Here is a 23,922-nt window from a genome sequence, read left to right on the forward strand (position 1 = left end):
TCACGGCTGCACTCCGAGCGCTTGGTTATAAAACGCGATATTGCGCTGCAACTTCACTTCCTGCAATTTGGCATTGCGTACCGCTTCCAGGCTCCGGGCCTGAATTTTGATCAGATCCAGCAAGTTGATTTCGCCGGCCGAAAAGCTGACTTCGGTCATTTTCAAATGGGTTTCGGCGATTTGCTTCAATTCGTTGGCAATCGCCAATTCCGCCCGCGTCACCTCCAGCGCATGTTCCGCCTCGTGCAGATTCTTTTCCAGCTGGCGGTATAAATGTTCGCGCTGCGCCATGGCGTTGTTCAGTTCCAGATTGGCCTTGGCGATCTCCGGCGCGTTATAGGCATCGCCGCCGAACAACATCACCACGCCGACTCCGGCACTTTCGATATTCTGGCCGTCGCGGCCATCCCGGGTACTCTTGGCGCCGATATTCAACTTCGGCTGATTGATCGGATCCGTAGTTTTGATCCATTCCACCTCGGCGCGTTTACGTTCGATCACGGCATTAACCGCTTCCAGGACCGGGTGGCTCGGCATAATGCTTTTCAGCTCGCTTTGCCGTTCCAGATAATTGGCCGGAACCCGTGCCAACGTCGTCAGGCTGGAATAGGCTTTACGGCTGTGCATGACTTCCGCTTCGGCCTGGGTCACCAATCCGCGGTTCTGCAAATACTCCCCTTTGGCCAGTAACAGATCGGCGCGGGGCAAATCGCCCAGCTCAACCCGCCGCTCGACTTTTTTCATCAATTGCTCGGACACCGACAAAGCGTTCTGCGCCTGTTGCAAGCCGATGTTGGCGACCTCCATATTCCACAATGCTTCCCGCACCAGACGCGTCACCTCCAATTTAACCGCCGCCGACTGCTTTTGCGCCGATAAACCGGCCCGCTCGGCCACGGCTTGGCCGGCGTCGCGCTGACCCCAACTCCAGGTGGTGACTTCGACTTTGGCCGACATCTCGCGCGCGCCGCGGTCAGCCGCAACCCGGTCGTCGAAGTAGTCCAGAGCCAGCGCCGTCGACCCCGCCACCCAGGCGTCGCTGCGCTCGGTCAAAGCATCCGCTTCTTGAGTCAACGCTTCGCTTATCAGGCGGTCCGGATACTTTTCCAAGGTCAGTTCGACCAAGCCGGACAGGCTAAGGGACGGATCCGTGTCGATCGGGTCCATATGTTCGACAATCAGCTTGTCCGCCGCCATTGCACTGTGTGGCGCCGGGCTTTCACTCTCTTCGGTTTGCGCTACGCAAGGCAGGGTAGCTAACAGTAAAACAGGTAATCCATATTGAATATGACGGTATACGGTCATATCTCGCTCCAAAAAATTGATAGATGGCAAATCTGTCGCCGGCATTGACGCAGCGGCAGGTCGAGCGGTACAGGCAAAGGCTGACGGTTTACGCCTGGTTTCCCCGCCTCAGCAGCCAGGGGGAGCGCGGGAAGCGTTATCGGCGAGAAGGGGCGCTGTGGGCGGTGGCGAAACGAGAGATCGGTAAAAAGGTGGTCGGACTGGTGGGTAAAATTTTGGCTCGGCAACAGACGGCAACAGGAATCCAAGCGGCACCAACCGTTCGCGCATCATTTGCAGTTTGATGGCGGAACCGACACTGACAACGGCCGCTTGCTGATGCAATTCATGCCGGTTGTCTGGCAAGCTCCACTGATCCGGCTCGCTCTGCAAACTCTCCAGTCCATGCAGATGGATGCCGCAGTCCCCGGCGTCACCGCCGACATGGGCATGCACCAACGGCGCGGCTGTCTGCAGCAGCACCAGTAGCACGACCAGAAATTGACGCAGATATGCAACCATTTACGTTCTAAGAATGTCTGTGAACTCGCGCGTTCGGCCAAACCGCGGTTGTACCGGGCCGTGCGAAACGCTATTCTACTTGAAAAGCGCGATTCTACCCTGAATATAAGCAAACATTTACTCACATTAGGCGAAAAGCTATGAACAGAAAAATTGGCATTTTGGCAACGATATTCATTGCATTGGCCTTGACCCTGGGCGGCATCCAAGAAGCCCAAGCCAAACGCATGGGCGGCGGCAAATCCTTTGGCAGCCGTCCGAGCTACAGCGCTCCGTACCAACGTTCTACAACGCCGAACGACTTGGGCAACCAAACCGCGCGTTCGGCCAGCCAAACGCAGGCAGCCGCGCAAAACCAGGCCGCGCGCCAAAGTTGGGCCGGCCGCGGCGGTATGATGGGTATGCTCGGCGGCTTGGCCCTGGGGGGGCTGTTAGGCTCGCTGTTTTTTGGCGGCGCGTTTGAAGGCTTGAACCTGATGGATATGCTGGTATTCGCCGGCATCGCATTTCTGTTGTATCGCTTGTTTGCCTCCAAGGCCGGCCAGCAGACTGCAGCCAGCGGCGCTTTCAGCCAAGCCGATAGCCGGCGGGAGCCTCAGTATTACCGGGAAAATCAAACCGGAAACAACGGTCCGGCCGGTTTCAATACCGACGTGTTGTTCGGTAACAATAAAACGGGCGGCGGCAACGGCTTCCAAACCGCAGCCCCGGCAAGCGCTTTGCCGGCAGGATTCGACCAAGCAGCGTTCCTGAACGGTGCCGAAAAAGCCTATCGTTATCTGCAAGCCGCCTGGGACAACCGCGATCTGGCTGAGATTCGGGGCTTGACCACCGATAAAGTCTTCGCCGAAATTCAGCAGCAATTGCAGGCGTCCGGCGAGTCGAACCGAACCGAGATATTGTCGTTGAAGGCGGAGTTGCTTGAAGCGCGCGAAGCCGGTACCGAGCAGGAAGCCGCGGTACTGTTCGAAAGCCTGATCCGCGAAAATGGCGGCCAGCCCGAAAGCGTTCGCGAAGTCTGGCACTTCGTCAAACCCAAAAACAGCAGCCAAACCCGTTGGTTCCTGGACGGTATCCAACAAATCGAGGAGTAATGATGGTTGCGGCGAACAGCGAGCAGATCAAGCGGCGCTACGACAGGCTGGCACCTTGGTTTGACAGCCTGGAAGGCATTCTCGAAGGCTTGCTGTTTCGCCGCCTGCGTAAAAAACTATGGTCGCAGGCCGGCGGCAACCACATATTGGAAGTGGGTGTCGGCACCGGAAAGAATTTTGGGTTTTATCCGGACGGCGCCCGAATCACCGGCATCGACTTCAGCCCGAAGATGCTGGAACAAGCGCAACGCAAACGCCAACGCCAGCAAATCGCCGTCGATCTGACGCAGATGGATGTCCAGGCGCTGGATTACGCTGACAACAGCTTCGATACGGTGATCGCCAGCTTTGTATTCTGCTCGGTGCCGAAACCTCGCCGCGGCTTAAAAGAACTGTATCGGGTCTGCAAACCGGGCGGGCAGGTTCTGTTACTGGAACACGTACTCAGTTCCAACCGCTACATGGCGTTCATGATGAATCTGCTGAATCCGCTGATCGTCAGAACCCTGGGCGCCAATATCAACCGGGAAACGCTGAAAAACGTGCAAGCCTGCCCGTTTCGGAACGTTTACATCGACCCGGCCAGCAGCGACATGATCAAACTGATCCGGGCCGTAAAATAGCTGTCCTGGCTTGGCGCCGGAACATCCAAGCCGCTAGATTCCGCCAATCTAGCGAAATCGATCAGTCCGCCAAGTGCCAGGTTGCCGGGTTTTTATAACACCCGGATTGCCCAGTTCCCAGCAGACGCTGCCAAATAACGGGTTCAGCCTCCCCAGCTTAAGCGTTTCGCGGTTTGGCCCGCCCGGCGCTGCGCTTAGTCGGAGTTAGTCCCGGCAAACGCTTATGCTAAGGCCTCGAATTTGGCAACGGCCGTTGCGAAACCGTCAGGCACGGTTGCGCTTTGAACGTCGCCGTCTAAAATGCGTTTGGGCTTTTAATCGAATTTACCGGCTATGGCGAATTGCGCGAAGATGATTGGGGACATACGCTCGATTCTATTGCTATGTGCCGCCTTTAGCCAAACCCGGCAGGGACACGCCGGCGACGAGTCGCTGGACCGGCTGAAAACCTTATCGCTGCAGGAGTTGACTGCCACCACGGTTTCGCTGGCAGCCAAGAGCCAGCAAACGCTGCAAGAGGCCGCCGCTGCAGCCTACGTAATCAGTAACGAGGAAATCCGGCGCTCCGGTATGCAATCGATTCCTGAAATTCTGCGCAAAGTTCCCGGCCTGGAAGTGGCGCGGGTCGACGCCAACCAGTGGGCTATTACCAGCCGCGGCTTCAATGGGGCTTTCGCCAACAAATTGCTGGTCATGGTGGACGGCCGCACCGTTTACGATCCATTCAATTCCGGTGTGTATTGGAACGAACAGGATTATCCTTTAGAGGACATAGATCGCATCGAAGTGATTCGCGGCCCCGGCGCAACGATGTGGGGGTCGAATGCCGTTAACGGCGTGATCAACATCGTGACCCGTACTGCGCAGGAATCGCAGGGAACACTGGTATCTGCCGGCGCCTCGCAGGAAGAGCCGGGGTTCGGCACATTGCGTTACGGCGGCCAACTCAACCCGGATCTGCATTATCGGGTTTACGGCAAATACAACCACCGGGACGACTTTCATTTCAGCGACGGCAGCAAAGCTTCCGACAACTTGGATCTGGGCCGCGCCGGCTTCAGAAGCGACTGGACTCCGAATGCTCAGGAAACCCTGACGTTGCAGGGCGACTATTTCAACGGCACCATGCAACAAACCTTAACTGGCGCCGACGCCGCAATGCCCGACCGGATGCAAAAGCAGGGCGGCAATCTGCTGCTACGCTGGCAACGCACCTTGGCCAACGGTAACCGCGTACAGATCCGCAGTTATTTCGATCACGCCACCCGCCAACAAATGCGTCTGGATCACCGCCGCGACACCTTCGATTTCGATGTGCAACACAGCTTCCATTGGCATAGCCATGCTCCGACCTGGGGAGCCGGCTACCGATTCAACAGCGATCAACTCACGCAAAAACTGGCACTGTTAACATTCGATCAAGCCCGGCGCGACTTACACCTGTTCAACCTCTTCGCCCAAGACGAGTGGCGGCCGTTCGGCGACGCTTGGCGGCTGATTTACGGCGGCAAACTCGAGCATAACGACTTTACCGGCTTCGAACTGCAACCAACTGCACGGCTATTATGGAGTCCGGATCAGCAACACAGCGTTTGGGCGGCGGTTTCCCGGGCGGTAAGAGTACCGTCCCGGGTCGAGCACGACCTGAACTTGCTGTACAACTTCGCCCCCGGCGTGACAACCAACATCCGTGGCGGCGACAGCTTCAAGTCCGAAACGGCGCTCAGTTACGAACTGGGTTACCGCTTCTTCCCCAACCGTTCGTTCAATCTGGACACGACACTGTTCTACTGCGATTACGCCCGCCTGAGCACAACCGAGCCTCAGACTCCGATCATTGGCGTAGGCGGCATATTAATCCCGTACCAAATCGCCAATATGGCCCAAGGGGAAACCTACGGCTGGGAAACCGCGCTGAATTGGCGTGCCTCCGAGTTTTGGCGCCTGCAAGGCAGTTATAGCTTGTTCGGTATGGCTATCCACAAAGATCCGCAAAGCTTGGATAGCGCTGCCGCCATCGCCGAAGGCAACAGCCCACGCCAGCGCTTCAATCTGAGCGCTTACATCAATTTGCCCAACCAGTTGGAATTCGACAGTCACTGGTACTATACGGATAGACTCGCCAACGGCGTTCCTGCCTATCATAGGTTGGATTTGCGGCTGGGCTGGCAACCCAGCCTGCATCTGGAACTCGCCGCTGGCGTCCAGAATCTGCTGGACAATCGCCATCTGGAGTTCATTCCGCCGCAGGATAACCCGGTGCTGAGCAGCCAAATGGAACGCAATTATTATCTCAAAGCCACATTGCGCTTCTGAATGCGACTGCCATCGAATCGCCTTATATTACCAAGCCATCCCGCGACCGCATTCATGCGGCGGATTGCATTGCTGATTTTGAGCGCAATCGTCTGCACATTTTCTATGCCGAGTCCGGCTCAGCAATTCAACGAAACCGAATTGAAGGCCGCATATCTTTATAACTTTGCCTACTTCATTACCTGGCCGGAGCCGGCCGCCCCCGAATTTTTGTTTTGCAGCTATGCCAACACCCCGGTTACCGCAATTCTGTCGCGATTAATCGATGGCGAAAAAGTACATGACCGGCCGATCCGGCTACTGATCGATCCGTTACCCGAACAGTTGCACGAATGCCATATCGTGTTTATTCCGGTGCAACAGGAGCGGGTCCTGGCGACCACGCTGGACTATATCCACTCATTTCCGGTTTTGACCGTGAGCGATATTCCCGACTTCGACCAACGCGGCGGCATGGTGCGCCTGACGACAGAAGACCGGAGGATTCAACCGGTCATTCATTTGCAAAACGTTTCGCGCGCCCGGCTCTCGGTCAGTTCCAAGCTGTTGCGCAGTTCCCGGATTGCCGAATAATCATGGCAATCGGCGCCTTGTTCTCCTCCGGCTCCATCCGCCGCAAAATCTTCGCGATCGCCGCGTTCACGGCCTTATTGACGGCATTACTTACGCTGTTGTTGTTTTTGAGTACCGATTACCGCCACCAGAAATTGAAGCTGTTGGAACAAAGCCGGGTACTGTCGAAAATGCTCGCCAGCAATGTGTCGGCAGCGATCGTCTACCGTGATCCGAACACGGCCGAGGAAATTCTGTCGGCACTGAAAGAAAAAACCGACGTTCTGGACGCATACCTGTTTACCGAGGATCGCCAATTGTTCGCCGCCTACCATAACAAGGCCGCAGCGGGCCGGCAGCAAGCGGATTCCGGATTACAGGACCAATTCCGCCGTCAATTTGACCAATACCTGCAGCAAGGCAAAGACCACGCTTTCAGTAGCGACACGCTGGAATTGGTCGTTCCGGTCAGGGTCGACCAGCGCCGGATCGGCTTCGTCGCGCTGCATCTGTCGCTTGCGGCATTGCAACAAAGTTTCCGCTATACCGTGTTAGAAGCATTGGGGGCCATGGCATTGGCGATCTTAATCGCGGTGCTTCAAGCCCGCTGGCTGGGCGCGAAAATCAGCCGGCCCTTGCTGCAATTGACCGCCAACATCGAACAGATCAGCCGCGACAACACGTTCGATGCCCGTCTGCAGGTGGAGAGTAAGGACGAAACCGGGGTTTTGATCAACACCTTTAACTCGATGCTAGACAAACTGGAACGGCAGGAACACAACAAAAACGCGCTAATCGTCAACCTATCCCAGGCAAAGTGGGAGGCGGAACGAGCCAGCCGCGCCAAAACCGAATTCCTCTCGCGGATGAGTCACGAATTTCGCACCCCGTTGAATGCAGTAATCGGATTTAGCCAGCTGTTGGCTGGCGATTCCGAACACCCGTTGAACGCCGAACAGCAGGATTCCACTCGCCACATCCTTGATGCCGGTCTACATCTGCTGGACTTGGTCAGCGAATTGCTGGATTTGGCCGCGGTCGAGAGCGGCAAATTGACGCTGAATATTACCAGCGTCGCCTGCCGGCCTTTGGTCGCCGAATGTTTGGACTTAATTCGCCGGCAAGCCGAAGCGCGCGGAATTCAAATTACCAGTCGAGTCCCGGACCAGGAGATTTGGGCTGCGGCCGACCGGGTGCGCTTGAAACAATGTTTGTTGAACCTGCTCTCGAACGCAGTGAAATACAATCGGCCGCAGGGTCAAATTACATTAGGTATGGAACTTGAAAAGCAGCGGCTGCGGATTTGGGTGGCAGACAGCGGAGCAGGCATTGCCCCTGAGCAATTCGACCTGCTGTTTCAACCGTTCAGCCGCTTCCACCACGACCAGGATTTGATCGAAGGTACCGGCATCGGCCTGTTACTGACCAAGCACATGGCCGAATTGATGGGCGGGGAATTGGAAGTGGAAAGCCGACTGGGTCAAGGCAGCAAATTTACCCTGGTATTAAACCGCGCGACTGAGTTCGGGGCTGGGGAACCGGGGCATTAACCAGTGGCTGTGGTCAATCCTCAGTGCTTAACCCTATCGGGCGGCACGATCGCCCGATAGGTCCGGCGAAATCAACGTACGGCGTTGACGGTTCGCTCCAGTTCTTCCCGGCTCATATGCCGCACATCCTTGCCTTTGACCATGTAGATCACCTGTTCGCAGACGTTGCAAGCGTGATCGCCGATGCGTTCCAGCGCCCGGGCGGCCCACAACATATCCAAGGCGCGGGTGATATTGCGCGGATTTTCCATCATTTGCGTAATCAACTGGCGGGTGATACTGGTGTATTCGCGGTCCACCTTGGCGTCCTGCTCGGTAATCGCAATCACTTCTTCGACGTCGTTGCGGGCGTAGGCGTCCAACGCGCCGTTCAACATTTCTTTGACCAGATTCAGCAAATGCTCGATCTCGTAGTATTTGTCCTGGTAATAGTCGGCCCCTTCCAGACGCATCGTCATTTTGGCGATCCGCGCCGCTTCGTCGCCAATCCGTTCCAGATCGGTGATGATCTTGATCGTCGCGATCAACATCCGCAAATCGAAGGCAGCCGGCTGACGCTTGGCCATGATTTCGGTGCATTCGTGGTCGATGTCTTTTTCCATATCGTTGACTTGTTGGTCCTGCTGTACCACTTTTTCGGCATTCTCCATGTCGTAACCCATGAAGGCCTTGGTCGCCAAGTCCACTTGTTGCTCGACTAATCCGCCCATCGACAGGACTTTGTTGCGGATGTCCTCCATCTCCTCATTGAATTGGCGGGAGATGTGTTGTTTGATTTTGCTGTTATCCATTGTTTACCTCCTAACCGTACCTGCCGGTAATGTAATCTTCAGTTTGTTTTTTTGCCGGGTTGGTAAACAACTCGCTGGTTTCGCCAAATTCGATCAATTCGCCCATGTACATGAAGGCGGTGTAGTCAGACACCCGTGCCGCCTGTTGCATGTTATGGGTGACGATAACGATCGTGTATTTTTCTTTCAATTCGTTGATCAGTTCTTCGATCTTCAGGGTAGATATGGGATCCAGCGCCGATGCCGGTTCGTCGAGCAGGATCACTTCCGGCTCGATCGCAATGGCACGGGCAATCACCAGCCGCTGCTGCTGGCCGCCGGACATACCCAACGCATTGTCGTTCAACCGGTTTTTCACCTCGTCCCACAACGCCGCGCCGCGCAGGGATTTTTCGACCACCTCGTCGAGAATGTGGCGGTCGTTAATGCCCTGAATCCGTAAGCCGTAGGCCACGTTCTCGTAGATCGTCTTCGGAAACGGGTTCGGCTTTTGAAACACCATGCCGACCCGGCGCCGTAAAGCGGCGACGTTAACCGACTTGTCGTAGATATCTTCCCCGTCCAACAGAATTTTGCCCTGGATGCTGACGCCGTCCACCAAGTCGTTCATTCGGTTGATACAGCGCAGCAGTGTCGATTTGCCGCAGCCGCTAGGACCAATGTAGGCCGTGACTTTCCGGCGCGGCATTTCCATATTGACGCTATGCAAGGCCTGCTTCTGGCCGTAGAACAGATTCAGGTCTTCCACCTTGATACAGGTTTCGGTCTTTTCGGACGCGTTACGGTCGTCTCGATTCAACGCGCTGATATCGATGGCGTGAGTTTTGGTTTGGGCTGTGGTCATAATCCAAGGTTCCGGATAAGCGAGCGATATTAATTTTCCAGCGCACGATATTTTTCGCGCAGGTTATTGCGGATGGTGATGGCGAACATGTTCAGGCCGACGATGACCATCACCAAAAGCAGTGAGGTGGCATACACCAGGGGCCGCGCCGCCTCGACGTTCGGGCTCTGAAAGCCGACGTCGTAGATATGGAAGCCCAAATGCATGAATTTACGGTCCAGATGCAAATAAGGGAAATTACCGTCCAGCGGCAAGGTGGGGGCCAGTTTAACGACGCCGACCAGCATCAATGGCGCCACTTCGCCGGCGGCGCGGGCCACGGCCAGAATCAAGCCGGTCATGATCGCCGGGCTCGCCATCGGCAACACGGTACGCCACAAGGTCTCGGCCTTGGTCGCACCCAGTGCCAGACTACCTTCGCGTATCGATTTCGGAATCCGCGACAAACCTTCTTCAGTGGCAACGATGACGACCGGCAAAGTCATCAAGGCCAGCGTCAGCGAGGCCCATAGCAGGCCGGGCGTACCGAACACCGGGGCCGGCGCGGCTTCCGGAAAAAACAGGCGGTCGATGTTGCCGCCGATGATGTAAACGAAAAAGCCGAGGCCAAATACGCCGTAAACGATGGACGGCACGCCGGCCAGATTGTTGACGGCGATCCGGATAATCCGGGTCACGAAACCCTGCTTGGCATATTCGCGCAAATAAACCGCGGCGATGACGCCGAACGGCGTCACCACCACCGCCATCAGCAGCACCATCAGCACGGTACCGAATATCGCCGGAAATATGCCACCTTCGGTGTTGGCTTCGCGCGGCTCGTCGCTGACGAAGGTGACGAAGTTGCTGACGTACTCGACCATTTTATCCAGACCGCTCATCGCATTGGGTTGAGTCAGTTTGACGATGCGGTGCAGCGGCAAATTGATTTCCCGGCCGCCGGCCTCGACCGCGACCAAACTGGCGCGCTTCATTTCCTTGTTCAGCTTGGCCAACTGGGCCTGAATTTCCTGGTACTGTTGTTGGTAAGCCTGTTTCTGGGCGGCGAACTCTTGAGCGCGGTCGTCGTTCCATTCTCCTTTCAATTCCAGGGCGCGCTGTTTCAAGCGCAAGCGCTCCAGACCGTAATTGATCGCACCGACGTCCTTGTCCTGCAACACGTCGATCTGTTCGTGCAATTCCAACGCGGCCGCCAATTTTTCCTGGGCAACGGCCAGCGCGGCTTCACCTTCGGCGATGATGTTGCCGTCTTCCTTGACCGCCTTCAGCCTACCGTAGAAGTTACCCCATTCGCGGCGTTCGACGCTAATCAAATCCGCGGGCTCGGCTTTCTGTTTGATGTACTGTTGCTGAATCCAGCGGAAATCGCTGCCCAAAATATCGCGGTTACCGGTTTTAACCAGAAATTGCTCCAGATACTCGGCGCCGTTCAGTACCTGATGACCGGCAGCTTTGGCCTGCGCGGCCGGCAACAGCGAGGTGTCGACCTGTTCGCCGATGATGGTCGAACGGCCGTTTTGGTCCTCGTATTGGTACTCGACGATGTCGGCCGGCCAAAAATGACCCAAGCCGCGTAACGCAATCAATAACAATAGCCCGACAACCAATACCAGGTTGATCGTCACCGCGCCGGCAGTCAACCAAATCCAAGGCGAACCGCTTTTAAACCATTCTTTGATCATAGTGAACTGTATTTCTGTCTGAGATTTTGCCGAACCAATTCGGCCAGCGTATTGACGACGAAGGTGAACACGAACAATACCAGCGCCGCTAAAAACAACACCCGGTAATGGGTACTGTTGACTTCCGATTCCGGCATTTCCACCGCGATATTGGCGGACAAAGTGCGCAATCCCTGAAAAATACTCAAATCCATTACCGGTGTGTTGCCGGTGGCCATCAGCACGATCATGGTTTCACCCACTGCCCGGCCGAAGCCGATCATCACCGCGGAGAAAATACCGGGACTGGCGGTCAGTAGCACGACTTTGGTCATCGTTTGCCACGGCGTCGCCCCCAACGCCAGCGACCCGGTGGTCAAATGTTTCGGTACGCTAAAAATAGCGTCTTCGGCGATCGAAAAAATCATCGGAATCACGGCAAAGCCCATGGCCAATCCGACCACCAGCGTATTGCGCTGGTCGTAACCGATACCGAATTCCTCGCGCATCCAGACTCGCAAATCGCCGTGGAAAAACCAGGCTTCGAAGCTGGGCGCCAGTTCAAAAGCCAACCAGGCGCCGAAGATCACGACCGGTACTAAAACGATGGCGTCCCACCCGTCAGGGATTTTAAGACGAGTCGGTTCCGGAACCTGCTGCCACAGGTAAGCGAATACCATCACCGACAGCGGCACCACCATCAACATCGCGAAAATTCCGGCGAGATGGGATTCGACGAACGGCGCCAGCCATAAGCCGGCCAGAAAACCCAAAATCACGGTCGGTAATGCGCCCATGATCTCGATACCGGGCTTCACGTACTGCCGCACCCGCGGCGCCATGAAATAACCGGTGTAGATCGCGCCGAACAAAGCCAGCGGAATTCCCATCAGCATCGCGTAAAACGAAGCCTTCAAGGTGCCGAACACCAGCGGCGTCAGGCTCATTTTCGGTTCGAAATCGTTGCTGGCCGACGAAGATTGCCAAATGTAGTCGGGCTTCGGATAACTTTCGTACCAGACTTTGCCCCAGAGCGATTTCAGCGAAATCTCCGGATGCTCGTTTTCCAGGCGCCAACTCAGCACTTTGCCGCTAGCGTCTTCCACCAAAAAATAATCGGCTTTTGGAGATAAGGCCAACACCTGCGGCGCGGACTGCAGTAATTTGGTATTGACTAACTCACGCTCGGCCGTCGAGTTGTATACCGCCAATTGTCCCGCGTTATCGATCGCCAACATGCCGCGGCGGCGCTGTTCGGCGCTAACCGCTACGATAGGGTTGTCGGCCAACTTGAAGCTGCGCAGTTTTTGCATGTTGACGTAGTTCTGGTCGTTACGGACCAAGGACCATTGCGCCAGTTCGCCCTTGGAATCGCCAACCAACAACGAGTTTTCGCCGTTCAAGAATTCCATACTGGAAATTTCCTGACCGTTCTCGACCAGATTCAACTTGTGCTTGACCACCGGCGCCGAGGCGTCGCTGACATCGACGACGGTGATGCTTTGGCGGCTGGCTAAATACAGATTGCGCTGTTCTTTATCGAGCAGCAGGAATTCGATGTCGTCGCCGGCCACGTCCAATAAGGTATCGCTGGCTTCCAACGTCACTTCGTCATCAAACATCGACTCCTTTTTAGTGAGCCGGCTCAACAACACGCGGTTATCGGCCGTTTTCGCCACCAACGTGCTACGGTCGTCTGCCAGCGCCAGAGTGATTTTGGTCAAAGGCTGGCCGGATTTATCAATAGTCAGCGCTTGGTTGCCCAATGGATAACTGAGTGAAGGCGTAATCAGGCGCTTGCCGTCCGGATAGCTCAGTTTATATTCGTGTTTGACCACCACCGCCTTGCCATCCGATAAGCCGTATGCCACCACGCCTTTGTCGATGCTGCCATGGGCGAAACTGGCTATTTGGCCGTTTTCCGGCAGCGCTACGGTTTCGCTGCTAACGATCTCGCCGCTCTCTATTTTGAAAAAAACCGCTTTGCCGGCATCGGTAAATCTGACCGCAAGCTGGTTTTGTTCCTCGATGGCCGCGAACAGCGTTTTGCCCATTTCCAAGCCCGGAACGTTATAGCCGCCGTTATCGGCAGCCCTGAGCTGTGCCGGCAAAAGCAACGGAAAAACGACATACAACAAATAAAAGAAAATCAGCACCACCGCCAAGATAATACTCAACCCGCCGACCACCACTCCCCGCGCCGCTAATTTGTCTTTAACCAAACGCCAACGCTGGTAACTATCGCTGGTGGCTGTTTGAAACAGCGTCGGTTTGCTTTGAGTGGTTCGGGATTCAGTCATAACTGGACATCACAAAATTTGCGGGGGAAACGCACCGGAATGCTTACAAAAACAAAAAAGCCGATAATTTACACGCAATTATCGGCTTCGTTATTATACAAGATCAACCGCAATTGATTGGCGGCTACAAATAAGGGCGGCGATTTTTCGCGCCAGTCCTTTGAAGCGTCCCTGCATAAATTGTCCCTGATCAGGCCGGTCCTTGGCTTGATAAATCACTGAATTAAAGTCAAAGCTTTTTCAACTGCTTTGGCCGGCAACGGAATGTAGCCGTCTTTGATCACGACTTGCTGACCGGTTTTGGACAACACCATTTTGATGAACTCCTTCTCCAGCGGCGCCAACGGTTCGTTCGGCTTTTTGTTGACGTAGACGTAGAGAAAGCGCGACAGCGGATAAGCGCCTGAAGTGGCATTTTCCGGAGTCGCTTCGATAAAGGCTTCGCCGTCTTTATGCGACAGCGCAACAGCTCTTACGCCGGAAGTGGAGTAACCGATACCTGAATAACCGATACCGTTGGCAGAGGTGGTAACAGATTGCACCACCGATGCGGAACCGGGTTGCTCGTTAACGTTGCTTTTGAAATCGCCTTTACACAATGCTTCGTCCTTGAAGAAACCGTAAGTACCGGAAACCGAGTTACGGCCGTACAACTGAATCGGCCGGCTGGCCCAGGCGCCGGTCAATCCGGCTTGGCCCCAAGTCGTAATATCGTTGGCGCCGCCGCATTTACGGGTTGACGACATGATCGCGTCGACTTGCGGAATGCTTAAGCCTTTGACTGGGTTGTCCTTGTTGACGAATACCGCCAACGCGTCGATCGCAACCGGAATCGCGGTCGGTTTATAGCCGTATTTGCTTTCGAAATCGTCGATTTCGTTGTCTTTCATTTTCCGGCTCATCGGACCCAGGTTGGATGTGCCTTCGGTCAGAGCCGGCGGCGCGGTTGAAGAACCCGCCGCTTGAATTTGGATGTTGACGTTGGGGTAAATTTTGCCGAATTCTTCGGCCCACAAGGTCATCAGGTTCGCCAAAGTATCAGAGCCGACGCTGGACAGGTTGCCGGAAATACCGCTCGCTGCAGAATATTCCGGAAGAGCCGCATCCAAAGTTGCGGGGGCAGCCGCGGCCTCGCCGGCCAACAATGCGGCGGAGGCGATACCCAATCCCATAACCAGCGATTTCAGCTTGAATGTTTTATTCATATATTTTCTCGAAAATGTTTAAAACCAAGATCAGTGTGCCAAAGTGACATGACAATACTATGAAGCAAATATGACAGTTTTGTGACAAAACTTAAGGAATTGTAAGCGCAACCGAGGTTTTAACCAAAAACCCGATCCGGGTCGGCCGTATCGACACGGCGCAATTTCAAAAAACGGTAACTGAAGTCCACCTGACTGTCGTTTTCGATCTCTTCCCGACTGAGTTCCTGCCATTGGCGCCGATCGATATCCGGAAAAAAGGTATCGCCGCTAAAGCTGCGCTCAATCTCGGTCAAATAAAGGTAATCGGCAACCGGCAGCAAGGCTTGGTACAAGGTGGCGCCGCCAATCACGAATACCTCGTCCCGATCAGCCAAGTCTCTGAGCGCAGCCTCGATATCGGTAAACACCCGACATTGCGGCGCTTCATACTCGGCACTGCGGCTGATGACGATATTTTCCCGACCCGGCAAAGCCTTACCGATGGCCTCGAAGGTCTTGCGTCCCATCAACACCGGCGAGCCCATCGTGATTTGTTTGAAGCGTTTCAAATCAGCGGAGAGATGCCAAGGCATCCGGCCGTTCAGACCAATGGCGTTGTTGCTGGCCTTTGCCACAATTAGTGATAATTTCATGCCAAATACTTAAGATGCGGATTCAATCCGTAACCCGACATGATACTAGAAACGCCGAATATGAATAAAAACATCCTGCTGGTGTTCACCGGCGGCACCATAGGTTCGCAAGTGACGGGCAGCATCGTCGACACGTCGGCCGCCGCCGGTTTCAAACTGCTGGCATTGTTCGCCGACCACTACCCCGAGGCAGGTTCGATAACGTTCAAGTCTCAGCAACCTTTGCGAATCCTCAGCGAAAACCTGCATACCCAACACTGGCCGCAGATCATTGCGGCAATCGAAGCCGAGGACCTAAATCAATTCGACGGCATTATCGTTACCCACGGTACCGATACCCTGGCATTTAGCGCCGCGGCATTGGGACTGTATTTCCATAAGTTACCGATTCCGCTGTTGCTGGTCTCGAGCGATTTGCCACTGGACAGTCCGCAGGCCAACGGTTTAGCCAATTTTTGCTGCGCGGTGGAGTTCATCCGGCGCGGTGGTCAACCTGGGGTATACGTTCCGTACCGCAATCCCGGACAGGATCAGCAAGTTCATCTGGCAACCCGGCTCTCGTCCTGCCTGCCGTTAAGTAGCGACTTCATCAGCATCCAATCGCAGCCGTTTATGCGCTTCAGTGACGGACGGTTCGAAACGCTGGCGCAGCCGGATAGCTCAAGCCGTCAATCGGCCAACTTGAAACCCGATTTTTCGGCGCGAATTCTGTTGGTAAGGCCCTATCCGGGTCTCGACTACACCGCGTTCAATCCCGAAGGATTCGATGTGGTGCTGCACGACCTATACCATTCCGGCACGGCCTGCGCATCCAATAGCGCTGGCGACCGATTCAGCTTGGTCGCATTTATCCGCAAATGCCGGGAAAAAGACCGGAAAGTTTATTTGGCTCCGGCCTTACGATCGGAAAGCGCTTATGCCTCGACCAGCGATTTGATCGCTGCCGGGGCGGAGATGGTCTGGAATATGAGTTTAGAGGCGGCTTACGCCAAACTACTGTTGGCGCTCGGCAATTTTACCGAGTCTGAGCAAGTATCGGAGTTTTTACGGCTGGATCTGGCTTACGAACATGTCCAGCCTGCCTGAAATAAACGTGGAAGCGGCCACGGTCCAACGGCCGCTTCCCTGGACGGTTTATTGTTTAGGCTGGGGCTTGGTCGTCAGCACTTTGGCGTCTGGTCCCATTGCCACCGAGTAATCAGTCGAGGAAACCACGTTCTGGCTGGCGATATCGACCACCCGCAAGGAGACATAAACGTTATCGCGTCCCGGCGCGTACGAACCGATCACAATCGCTTTAGCACCGACATTATTTAAAGCTTCCTTGGTTTTTTCCGGCAATTCCAGAATGCCGGCTTCATTTTTGGCAAAAATCTCGGTCGGCAGCTCCATACCCATCACCCGGTAACCGGAACGGTGCAGCGCCGAAGAAAGCTGGTCGGAAATGATCCTGCCGAATGGCAGGGTTTGGCCCATGTCGTCGACGTTGACCAGGGAATTGATCACGACCAGACTGCCTTTAGGCAAGGGCTGGCGCAAATCGGCCAGCAGCCAGCCGACCGCATCGTAGCTGACTTCGACCAAGTCGTCGTCGTCAATGCTGCTCGAGTAGTAGTAAAGCCGGCTGCAACCGCTCAAAACGGTCAAACCTACCAACATCAACACCATTAATTTTTTCTTGAGCATGTAGCCTCTCCCCTGGAAATTGTGGGCTTTAATCAGAGCTTAAAACTATAGGCCAGTCAATCGATAAATGCCGAATTGGCGGTAAATTTTGCACCGAATTGCAACTTACATCCTGAAATCTACTGACCGCTTTCGGTGACGATCACGCCGATACCGTTTTTCTGCAGCAGTTCCTTAATCGTGGAGACGCTGGCAGGGTTATCGTACGGCCCCACTTTGACTCGATGCCAAATCACGTTGCCGACTTTGGCTTTTTCGACCCGCGACTCGATGCCGAGTAAGGCCAGTTTGGCTTTGTGACGTTCGGCTTCAGCCGCCTCTCTGAACGAACCGGCCTGCATGATGTATTTGGCAGCCTTGGTTTTGCCGACCAACTGCTCGCGGACCCGGGTTTTGATTTCATAGTCCGGCACCACGACTTCCGCCTGCGGCAGAATCGTATAAAAGTCGTAACGCGGCTCTTCCGGTTCGACCGGCTCGGCCGGTTTTTCCGTTTCGGCGGCGGTTTGGGGTTTTAGCGGCAACTCTTGCTTTTTCGGTTCGGCGGCGGGCTGGGTTTCCGGGCTGGGCTTGCCGGCGACCAATTCCGGCACCAGCTTACCGATCATATTCAAAAACACCACGAAGGCCGCTATCAGCATAATCACCAACAGCCAGCGCCATAATGCAACCGACGACGACTGCTTCGGCTTCCGCCGGCCGGCGCCGTAATTGGGGCTTTGTACGCGGTGCTTGTAATCTCTGGCCATTTACATCGCTTCGGGTGTATTGATTTTCAGCAGCGACATGGCATTGGCCAACACTTGCCGGACCGCGCAAACCAGGTTGATCCGGGCATTGCACAGCTTGTCGTCGTCGACCAAAAATTGGTGGGCGTTATAGTAACTATGGAATTGGTTGGCCAATTCGCGCAGATATTGAATCAATTGGTGCGGTTCGTAGTTCAACGCCGCCCGCTCCAGCGTTTCCGGATATCTGGACAATGTCGTCAATAGCGCGCTTTCCTGTTCCTCGACCAACAGATTCAGATGCTGCATGCCCAGCAACGGATCGCGTTGGCGACCTTTTTCGTCCAATTGGCGCAACACGCTGCACACCCGGGCATGCGCATACTGTACGTAATAGACCGGATTTTCGTTGGTTTTGGAGGTCGCCAGTTTCAAGTCGAAATCCATGTGCTGCTCGGACTTGCGCATCACATAGAAAAAACGGCAGGCGTCTTTGCCGACTTCGTTACGCAGTTGGCGCAAGGTGACGAATTCACCGGAACGGGTCGACATCTGCACTTTTTCGTCGCCGCGGTAGAGTACGGCAAATTGCACTAGCAACACTTTAAGTTTGGAATCGTCGGCACCCAGGGCCTGCATCGCGGCTTTGACCCGCGGAATATAGCCGTGGTGGTCGGCGCCCCAGATATCGACGATCTTGTCGAAGCCCCGATCCAGCTTGTTCATGTGGTAAGCGATATCGGACGCAAAATAGGTAGTTTGACCGTTGTCGCGCACTACCACCCGATCTTTTTCGTCGCCCAATCGGCTGGAAGCGAACCAGGTCGCCCCTTCCTGCCGGTACAGAAACCCTGCCTCGTCCAATCGCTGCAGCGCCCGGTCGATGGATTGGTCGTCCATCAACGAACGTTCCGAGAACCAACACTGATAACCGACGCCGAACTCGGCAAGGTCGTCTTTGATATCCAGCAAGATCTCGTTCAGGCCGGCTTGAAACACTTGCTCGTAGGCTTCCGGCCCCAACAACGTTTTAGCGCGTTCGATCAGCGCGTCGATATGCTTTTCCTTATCGCCGCCTTGCGCTTCGTCAGCCGGTAAATCCGCCAAAACCTGTGCGGCTGGCTGGCGGTACTTGTCGCCGGCGCTTCTGTGCAAATTGGCGGAAATATCTCTAACGTATTCGCCTCGGTAGCCGTTACTCGGAAAAGGCAATACCTCGCCGCAGGCTTCCAGGTAACGCAACCAGACGCTGGCCGCCAGAATATCCATTTGCCGGCCGGCGTCGTTGACGTAGTATTCACGCTCGACGCTGAAACCGGCCGCTTCCAACAGGTCGGCTACTGCGGAACCATAGGCGGCACCGCGGCCGTGGCCGACATGCAATGGCCCGGTCGGATTGGCGGAGACAAACTCGACTTGCACCCGCTGCCCGGCTCCAATCCGGCTCAAGCCGAAGCCGTCGCCTTGCTCCAGCACTTGGCGCACGATCTGGAACTGGCTATCGGGATTGATGAAAAAGTTGATGAATCCGGGCCCGGCGATCTCGACTTTGACCACTGCCGGGTCGGCAGGCAAGGCCGCGACGATTTTTTCGGCGAGTTGGCGCGGGTTTTGTTTGGCTGGTTTGGCCAGTAGCATCGCCAGATTGGTAGCGAAATCGCCGTGTTGCGGGTCTTTGGTGCGTTCTAACTGAATTTGGGCAATGAAATCGTTTTCGAGAATACCTTGAGTTTTGATACCTGCAACTGCCTGTTGTAAAAGGGATTCCAGCTTTTGTTTCATCGGGTCGGAGAATGGGGATTTGTCGGAAAATTGCCCGCATTATCCATGAAAAACAATTTATTGGCTAGGACGCGCACCGAACAGCGCCGTGCCGATCCTAACCATGGTGGCGCCTTCGGTGACCGCGGCCAGCAGATCGCCGCTCATGCCGAACGAAAACGTATCCAGCTGCGGCAGGTGCAATGCCGTTGCCGCTTGGTACAGGCGTCGGTAAGGAATGCGCTGCGTTTCGAAATCGGCCGCCGGCTCGGGAATAGCCATTACGCCGCGCAAACGCAGACGCGGCAATTGTGCCACTTGCTCAACCAAATCCGGCAACTCGGCCAGACCGACGCCGGATTTGGTAGCTTCGTCGCTGATATTGACTTGCAGGCAGATATTCAGCGGCGGCAAATAATCCGGGCGCTGCTCGCTGAGACGCTCGGCGATTTTGAAACGGTCGACGCTGTGCACCCAAGCGAAATGCGTGGCTATCTGCCGGGTTTTGTTGGATTGGATCGGGCCGATGAAATGCCAACTGATATCGAACGCGGCCAGTTGTTGCTGCTTCTTCAGCGCTTCCTGCAAATAATTTTCGCCGAAATGGCGCTGACCCAATCGATAAGCCGCGGCCAGGTCGGCCGCCGGTTTGGTTTTGCTGACGGCAAGCAATTGCACGCTACCCGGCAGGCGCCCGGCGGCGATTTCGGCATCGCGCAATTGGGCGCGGACCGCGGCAAAACGCCCGGCGATACTAACCATTGTTCTCGGCTGCGCGGTCGCGCCGGGTTATTAACCTGGAGAACAACAGGCCTGACTCGAACAACAACCACATCGGCACCGCCAACAAGGTTTGGGACAAGGCGTCGGGCGGCGTCAGGAACATCGCCACCACAAACACGCCGACGATCACGTAAGGCCGTTTCTCCGCCAAAGATTCCGGACTGATAATGCCGGTCCAGACCAGAACGATGGTCAACACCGGAATTTCGAAGGCCAGGCCGAACGCAAAAAACATCGCCAACACGAAATCCAAATAGGTGGCGATGTCGGTCATTACGGCGACCCCGGCCGGGGCGGCCGCCGTCAGGTAGGAAAATACCAACGGGAACACCAAAAAGTAGGCAAACGCCGCGCCGCCGTAAAACAATACCGTGCTGGCCAGCAACAGCGGCGCCACCATCATTTTCTCGTGGCGGTACAAGCCCGGCGCGACGAAGCCCCAAAACTGATAAAGGATGAAAGGGATGCTGGCGAACACGGCGACGACAAACGCCAGTTTAAACGGCGTAAAAAACGGCGAAGCCACGTCTATCGCAATCATGGAACTGTTTTTCGGCATATGCTGCAACAGCGGATCGGCCAAAAAAGCATAGATCTCGTTGGCGTAACTGGCGGTGCCGACAAACACCAGCAATACGCAGAGCACCATCTTTAACAGACGGTCGCGCAGTTCGACCAGATGGCTGAAAAAAGACTGTTCGTTATCCGGCTGAACTTGGTTTGTCATCGTGTTGATCGGTTTCGGTCGCAGCTTGAATGCTGAAATTGACGTCGTCGACAGCCGAACGGGTCTCGTCTATAACTTTTTGTACTTCGCCGGCGATGTTTTGCTGCATCAGTTGCCGCATCTCTTCAGCGGCCAGCTCCTGCTTGATTTCCGCCTTGGCGACTGCCAGCACACTACGTGCCTTACCGACCCATAGCCCGGCCAAGCGGGCAGCTCTGGGCAATTTTTCCGGGCCCAGTACCAATAAAGCCACCAAGCCGACCATCAGCAATTCGGAAAAACCGACATCGAACATAGTCGCGTTACACCTTGTCTTTTTCTTTACTGGAGACTTCGCCTTCCAGCACATCGTCTTCCTTATTGGCCAGCGTTTTGTCTTCGCCGCCTTCCTTGACAGCATTGCGGAAACCTCTGATGGCCTCGCCAAGGTCGGCGCCGACATTTTTCAAACGCTTGGTGCCGAACACCAACACGACAATCACCAACACCACCAATAAATGCGGAATACTAAAACCCATTACCTACTCCTGCTGTTTGCCTATTTAAGAGCTGCGTTGCGCTTTTTCCTGCAGACCGGACAAACCGAAACGCCGCTGCAGCTCGTTGATCACCTGTTCCGGCCCGAGTTCCTGGTGCGCCAACAAGACCATGGAGTGAAACCACAGATCAGCCACTTCGTAAACGATCTTATCCTTGTCGCCGTCTTTCGCCGCCATTACCGTTTCCGTGGCTTCTTCACCGATTTTTTTCAAAATATGGTCCAAACCTTTGGCGTACAAGCTTGCTACATAAGATTGATCGGCCGATTGCTGTTTGCGCTGCTCCAGCACCAATGCCAATTGCTGTAAAACGTCGTTCATGACTGTTGATCTCGATTGCGAACGGGCTGAATCATAGCATGACGCCCAAAGTGCCGGAAAAACTGCGGACAAAAAAAACCTCCCAATGCTTGCGCAGAGGGAGGCAAGAAAACCAGCGGAGTGCTTGAAAGGAGGTTACCGCTCGTTAATTACAACACCAGGAGGTAGTTACAAATTCAGGGGGATCAGCGGCTCGCTTGAGTATTAAGCGAAATATTGCTGAACATTGACGTCGCTGCAAACAGGACAGTGGAAATTACAAACAGGCCGGAAAGAAAATTCAAAATACCGGCGACAAACAAAGTACCGACCAGTACGTCTTTTTTAAATTCGTTCATTGTGCTCAAATCCTCTGTTTAATCTTGCATTTGGCAAGATTTTCTGTGCTTTCTCGTTAAGTTGCTGCACACTATACCGGAGATAAAAAAGTTTACAATTAGGCATTTATTAAATAAATTGTATAAAATTAAGAAACAATAAAAATGTCAACGTTTTTTAGCACCTTTTAATGTCCCCGGAGGCAGAATGGACAAACTAACCAGCATGAACGTTTTTGTCCGTGTCGCCAAGGCCGGCAGCTTTGCCGGCGCCGCCAAGGATTTGGACATTTCCCGCGCCATGGCCACCAAGCACATCATGCAACTGGAAAGCGAGTTGAATACGCGCTTATTCAACCGTACGACCCGCAGCTTAAGCCTGACGGAAGCCGGCGAAGCCTATCTGGAACGCTGTCAACAAGTGCTGCTGGACGTTGCAGAAATGGAATCGGCCATCACCCATTTGCAAACCGAGCCGCGCGGCACGTTGAAAATTCTGGCGCCGCCGGTGATCGGCGCCAGCCATATCTCGCCGGGTCTGACCGAGTATCTGAAAAACTACCCGGATCTGTCGGTGGAGATGGTGCTAAAGGGTGGTCAGGTGGATTTGATCGACGAGGGCGTCGATCTGGCGATCTACTTGGGCCAACTCAACGACACCAGCCTGGTCGCCCGCAAATTGGCAAGTTCGTCATTGGTGGTCTGCGCCTCGCCGGAATACCTGAAAAAACACGGCATCCCGCAAGACCCGGAAGACCTGGAAGACCACAGCTGCCTGATCAACTGGGCGATTCCGCCGCGCAATAAATGGCGCTTCAAAGGCATCCTCGGCGAACGCACCGTCACCGTGACCGGCCGGATGCAAGCCAACATGGCCGACCCGATCCGCAATGCCGCGGTCAACGGCCTGGGCCTGATCATGCTGCCGCGCTACATCGTCGGCCGCGACATCGAACAAGGCCGTCTGCAAGTGGTGATGGAGCAATACGGCATCGCGCCGTTGGAAATCTACGCGGTCTATCCGCACCGCAAGTATTTGTCCGCCAAAGTCCGTTCCTTCCTGGAGTTCATCCAGGCCTGGCTGCCGCACCGGATCGGCATGAACCCGTGACCGAGCTGCAAAACAAGTGGGACGCGATTTACCGCAACGCAACGGCAGCACCCGCCGCGGCGGAGTTACTCGCCAACCACTTGCATTTGCTGCCACGACAGGGCAAAGCGCTGGATTTGGCCTGCGGCCTGGGCGGCAATGCGCTGCTATTGGCCGGATCAGGACTGAGCGTCGACGCCTGGGACGTGTCGCCGGTAGCGCTGGATAAACTCCGCCACTATGCCGATCGGCAAAGCCTCAGCGTCAACACCCGGCACTGCCAAATCGGCAGCGAATCGTTAGCGGATCACCACTACGATGTTATTGTCATATGCCGTTTTCTTGACCGCACCCTGTGTAATGCGATAATGGCGGCCTTGAATCCGGGCGGCCTGCTGTTTTATCAAACATTTACCCGCGACAAGCTTGACCAACACGGCCCCAGCAATCCCGATTACCTATTGGCGCGCAACGAGCTTCTCCAGCTGTTTCAGCCCCTGAGCGTGGTTTTTTACCAGGAATACGCCAGGATCGGTGACACGCGGCTCGGCAACCGAAACGAAGCCTGTTTCATCGGGCAAAAAACTTGAGCG

25 protein-coding genes are annotated in these 23,922 nt (G+C 55.1%); 8 read left to right on the forward strand and 17 right to left on the reverse strand.

The window, feature by feature from the left end; genetic code table 11:
- Both ACH518_RS04355 and ACH518_RS04360 read right to left on the reverse strand, forming a co-directional pair.
- A complete protein-coding gene (locus ACH518_RS04355) occupies window positions 1-1,305 on the reverse strand; it encodes a TolC family protein (RefSeq protein WP_445372006.1) in 1,305 nt (434 codons plus the stop codon).
- Window positions 1,306-1,413: 108 nt separating this feature from the next.
- On the reverse strand, window positions 1,414-1,806 hold the full coding sequence (locus ACH518_RS04360) for a hypothetical protein (protein ID WP_445372007.1): 393 nt from the start codon (window positions 1,804-1,806) through the stop codon (window positions 1,414-1,416).
- 140 nt (window positions 1,807-1,946) lie between these two features.
- Between ACH518_RS04360 and ACH518_RS04365 the strand changes: the two genes are divergently transcribed.
- From ACH518_RS04365 to ACH518_RS04385, 5 genes are all read left to right on the forward strand, one after another.
- A complete protein-coding gene (locus ACH518_RS04365; protein ID WP_445372008.1) occupies window positions 1,947-2,900 on the forward strand; it encodes a Tim44 domain-containing protein in 954 nt (317 codons plus the stop codon).
- Window positions 2,900-3,523 carry a class I SAM-dependent methyltransferase gene (locus tag ACH518_RS04370; protein ID WP_278210074.1) on the forward strand — a complete coding sequence of 208 codons (624 nt, stop codon included), beginning with the start codon at window positions 2,900-2,902 and terminating at the stop codon, window positions 3,521-3,523. Before ACH518_RS04365 ends, ACH518_RS04370 begins: the two co-directional genes overlap by 1 nt.
- Window positions 3,524-3,874: 351 nt before the next feature.
- Window positions 3,875-5,839 (forward strand): TonB-dependent receptor plug domain-containing protein, encoded by a 1,965-nt coding sequence (locus ACH518_RS04375; RefSeq protein ID WP_445372009.1) that lies wholly within the window; start codon window positions 3,875-3,877, stop codon window positions 5,837-5,839.
- Between the two features lie 105 nt (window positions 5,840-5,944).
- The gene (locus ACH518_RS04380) at window positions 5,945-6,412 is read left to right on the forward strand and encodes a YfiR family protein (protein WP_445372010.1); all 468 of its coding nucleotides are present in this window, start codon (window positions 5,945-5,947) and stop codon (window positions 6,410-6,412) included.
- Between the two features lie 2 nt (window positions 6,413-6,414).
- Window positions 6,415-7,941 (forward strand): ATP-binding protein, encoded by a 1,527-nt coding sequence (locus ACH518_RS04385; RefSeq protein ID WP_445372011.1) that lies wholly within the window; start codon window positions 6,415-6,417, stop codon window positions 7,939-7,941.
- A 71-nt stretch (window positions 7,942-8,012) separates the two neighbouring features.
- Here ACH518_RS04385 and phoU read toward each other — a convergent pair whose 3' ends face one another.
- The 6 genes from phoU to ACH518_RS04415 form a co-directional block, all read right to left on the reverse strand.
- Window positions 8,013-8,732, reverse strand: a complete 720-nt coding sequence (phoU, locus tag ACH518_RS04390; protein ID WP_140911970.1) for a phosphate signaling complex protein PhoU — start codon at window positions 8,730-8,732, stop codon at window positions 8,013-8,015.
- Window positions 8,733-8,742: 10 nt separating this feature from the next.
- On the reverse strand, window positions 8,743-9,576 hold the full coding sequence (gene pstB, locus ACH518_RS04395; protein ID WP_140911971.1) for a phosphate ABC transporter ATP-binding protein PstB: 834 nt from the start codon (window positions 9,574-9,576) through the stop codon (window positions 8,743-8,745).
- A 29-nt stretch (window positions 9,577-9,605) separates the two neighbouring features.
- A complete protein-coding gene (gene pstA, locus ACH518_RS04400; RefSeq protein WP_445372012.1) occupies window positions 9,606-11,258 on the reverse strand; it encodes a phosphate ABC transporter permease PstA in 1,653 nt (550 codons plus the stop codon).
- Window positions 11,255-13,537 (reverse strand): ABC transporter permease subunit, encoded by a 2,283-nt coding sequence (locus ACH518_RS04405; protein WP_445372013.1) that lies wholly within the window; start codon window positions 13,535-13,537, stop codon window positions 11,255-11,257. Before ACH518_RS04405 ends, pstA begins: the two co-directional genes overlap by 4 nt.
- Before the next feature lie 215 nt (window positions 13,538-13,752).
- On the reverse strand, window positions 13,753-14,742 hold the full coding sequence (locus ACH518_RS04410; RefSeq protein ID WP_445372014.1) for a PstS family phosphate ABC transporter substrate-binding protein: 990 nt from the start codon (window positions 14,740-14,742) through the stop codon (window positions 13,753-13,755).
- Between the two features lie 119 nt (window positions 14,743-14,861).
- Window positions 14,862-15,377, reverse strand: coding sequence for a dihydrofolate reductase (locus ACH518_RS04415; protein ID WP_445372015.1), 516 nt, complete (start codon window positions 15,375-15,377; stop codon window positions 14,862-14,864).
- Between the two features lie 60 nt (window positions 15,378-15,437).
- Between ACH518_RS04415 and ACH518_RS04420 the strand changes: the two genes are divergently transcribed.
- Window positions 15,438-16,463 (forward strand): asparaginase, encoded by a 1,026-nt coding sequence (locus ACH518_RS04420; protein WP_445372016.1) that lies wholly within the window; start codon window positions 15,438-15,440, stop codon window positions 16,461-16,463.
- Window positions 16,464-16,511: 48 nt separating this feature from the next.
- On the opposite strand, the gene ACH518_RS04425 is transcribed toward ACH518_RS04420, so the two are convergent.
- The 9 genes from ACH518_RS04425 to ACH518_RS04465 all read right to left on the reverse strand — a co-directional run bounded on the left by ACH518_RS04425 (window position 16,512) and on the right by ACH518_RS04465 (window position 22,260).
- Window positions 16,512-17,063: a FlgO family outer membrane protein gene (locus ACH518_RS04425; RefSeq protein WP_445372017.1), complete on the reverse strand. Its 552-nt coding sequence runs from the start codon at window positions 17,061-17,063 to the stop codon at window positions 16,512-16,514.
- Between the two features lie 119 nt (window positions 17,064-17,182).
- On the reverse strand, window positions 17,183-17,812 hold the full coding sequence (locus ACH518_RS04430; RefSeq protein ID WP_445372018.1) for an SPOR domain-containing protein: 630 nt from the start codon (window positions 17,810-17,812) through the stop codon (window positions 17,183-17,185).
- Complete coding sequence (argS, locus tag ACH518_RS04435; protein ID WP_445372019.1) at window positions 17,813-19,573, reverse strand: arginine--tRNA ligase; 1,761 nt, start codon at window positions 19,571-19,573, stop codon at window positions 17,813-17,815. It lies immediately after the preceding gene.
- 57 nt (window positions 19,574-19,630) lie between these two features.
- A complete protein-coding gene (locus tag ACH518_RS04440; protein WP_445372020.1) occupies window positions 19,631-20,314 on the reverse strand; it encodes a YggS family pyridoxal phosphate-dependent enzyme in 684 nt (227 codons plus the stop codon).
- On the reverse strand, window positions 20,307-21,062 hold the full coding sequence (gene tatC, locus ACH518_RS04445) for a twin-arginine translocase subunit TatC (protein WP_445372021.1): 756 nt from the start codon (window positions 21,060-21,062) through the stop codon (window positions 20,307-20,309). The genes ACH518_RS04440 and tatC overlap by 8 nt, the downstream gene beginning before the upstream one ends.
- Window positions 21,037-21,357 carry a Sec-independent protein translocase protein TatB gene (tatB, locus tag ACH518_RS04450; RefSeq protein ID WP_140911982.1) on the reverse strand — a complete coding sequence of 107 codons (321 nt, stop codon included), beginning with the start codon at window positions 21,355-21,357 and terminating at the stop codon, window positions 21,037-21,039. The genes tatC and tatB overlap by 26 nt, the downstream gene beginning before the upstream one ends.
- A 7-nt stretch (window positions 21,358-21,364) precedes the next feature.
- A complete protein-coding gene (gene tatA / locus ACH518_RS04455) occupies window positions 21,365-21,580 on the reverse strand; it encodes a Sec-independent protein translocase subunit TatA (protein ID WP_140911983.1) in 216 nt (71 codons plus the stop codon).
- A 24-nt stretch (window positions 21,581-21,604) separates the two neighbouring features.
- A complete protein-coding gene (locus tag ACH518_RS04460) occupies window positions 21,605-21,922 on the reverse strand; it encodes a phosphoribosyl-ATP diphosphatase (protein WP_140911984.1) in 318 nt (105 codons plus the stop codon).
- A 185-nt stretch (window positions 21,923-22,107) separates the two neighbouring features.
- Entirely contained in the window at window positions 22,108-22,260 is a 153-nt protein-coding gene (locus tag ACH518_RS04465) for a hypothetical protein (RefSeq protein ID WP_186289544.1), read from the reverse strand.
- A gap of 187 nt (window positions 22,261-22,447) precedes the next feature.
- On the opposite strand from ACH518_RS04465, the gene ACH518_RS04470 reads away from it, so the two are divergent.
- Together ACH518_RS04470 and ACH518_RS04475 are read left to right on the forward strand one after the other, a co-directional pair.
- The gene (locus ACH518_RS04470) at window positions 22,448-23,350 is read left to right on the forward strand and encodes a LysR family transcriptional regulator (RefSeq protein ID WP_140911985.1); all 903 of its coding nucleotides are present in this window, start codon (window positions 22,448-22,450) and stop codon (window positions 23,348-23,350) included.
- Window positions 23,347-23,919 carry a class I SAM-dependent methyltransferase gene (locus ACH518_RS04475; RefSeq protein WP_445372022.1) on the forward strand — a complete coding sequence of 191 codons (573 nt, stop codon included), beginning with the start codon at window positions 23,347-23,349 and terminating at the stop codon, window positions 23,917-23,919. Before ACH518_RS04470 ends, ACH518_RS04475 begins: the two co-directional genes overlap by 4 nt.
- Window positions 23,920-23,922 lie beyond the last annotated feature (3 nt).

It is taken from the genome of Methylomonas sp. HW2-6 (assembly GCF_052474525.1).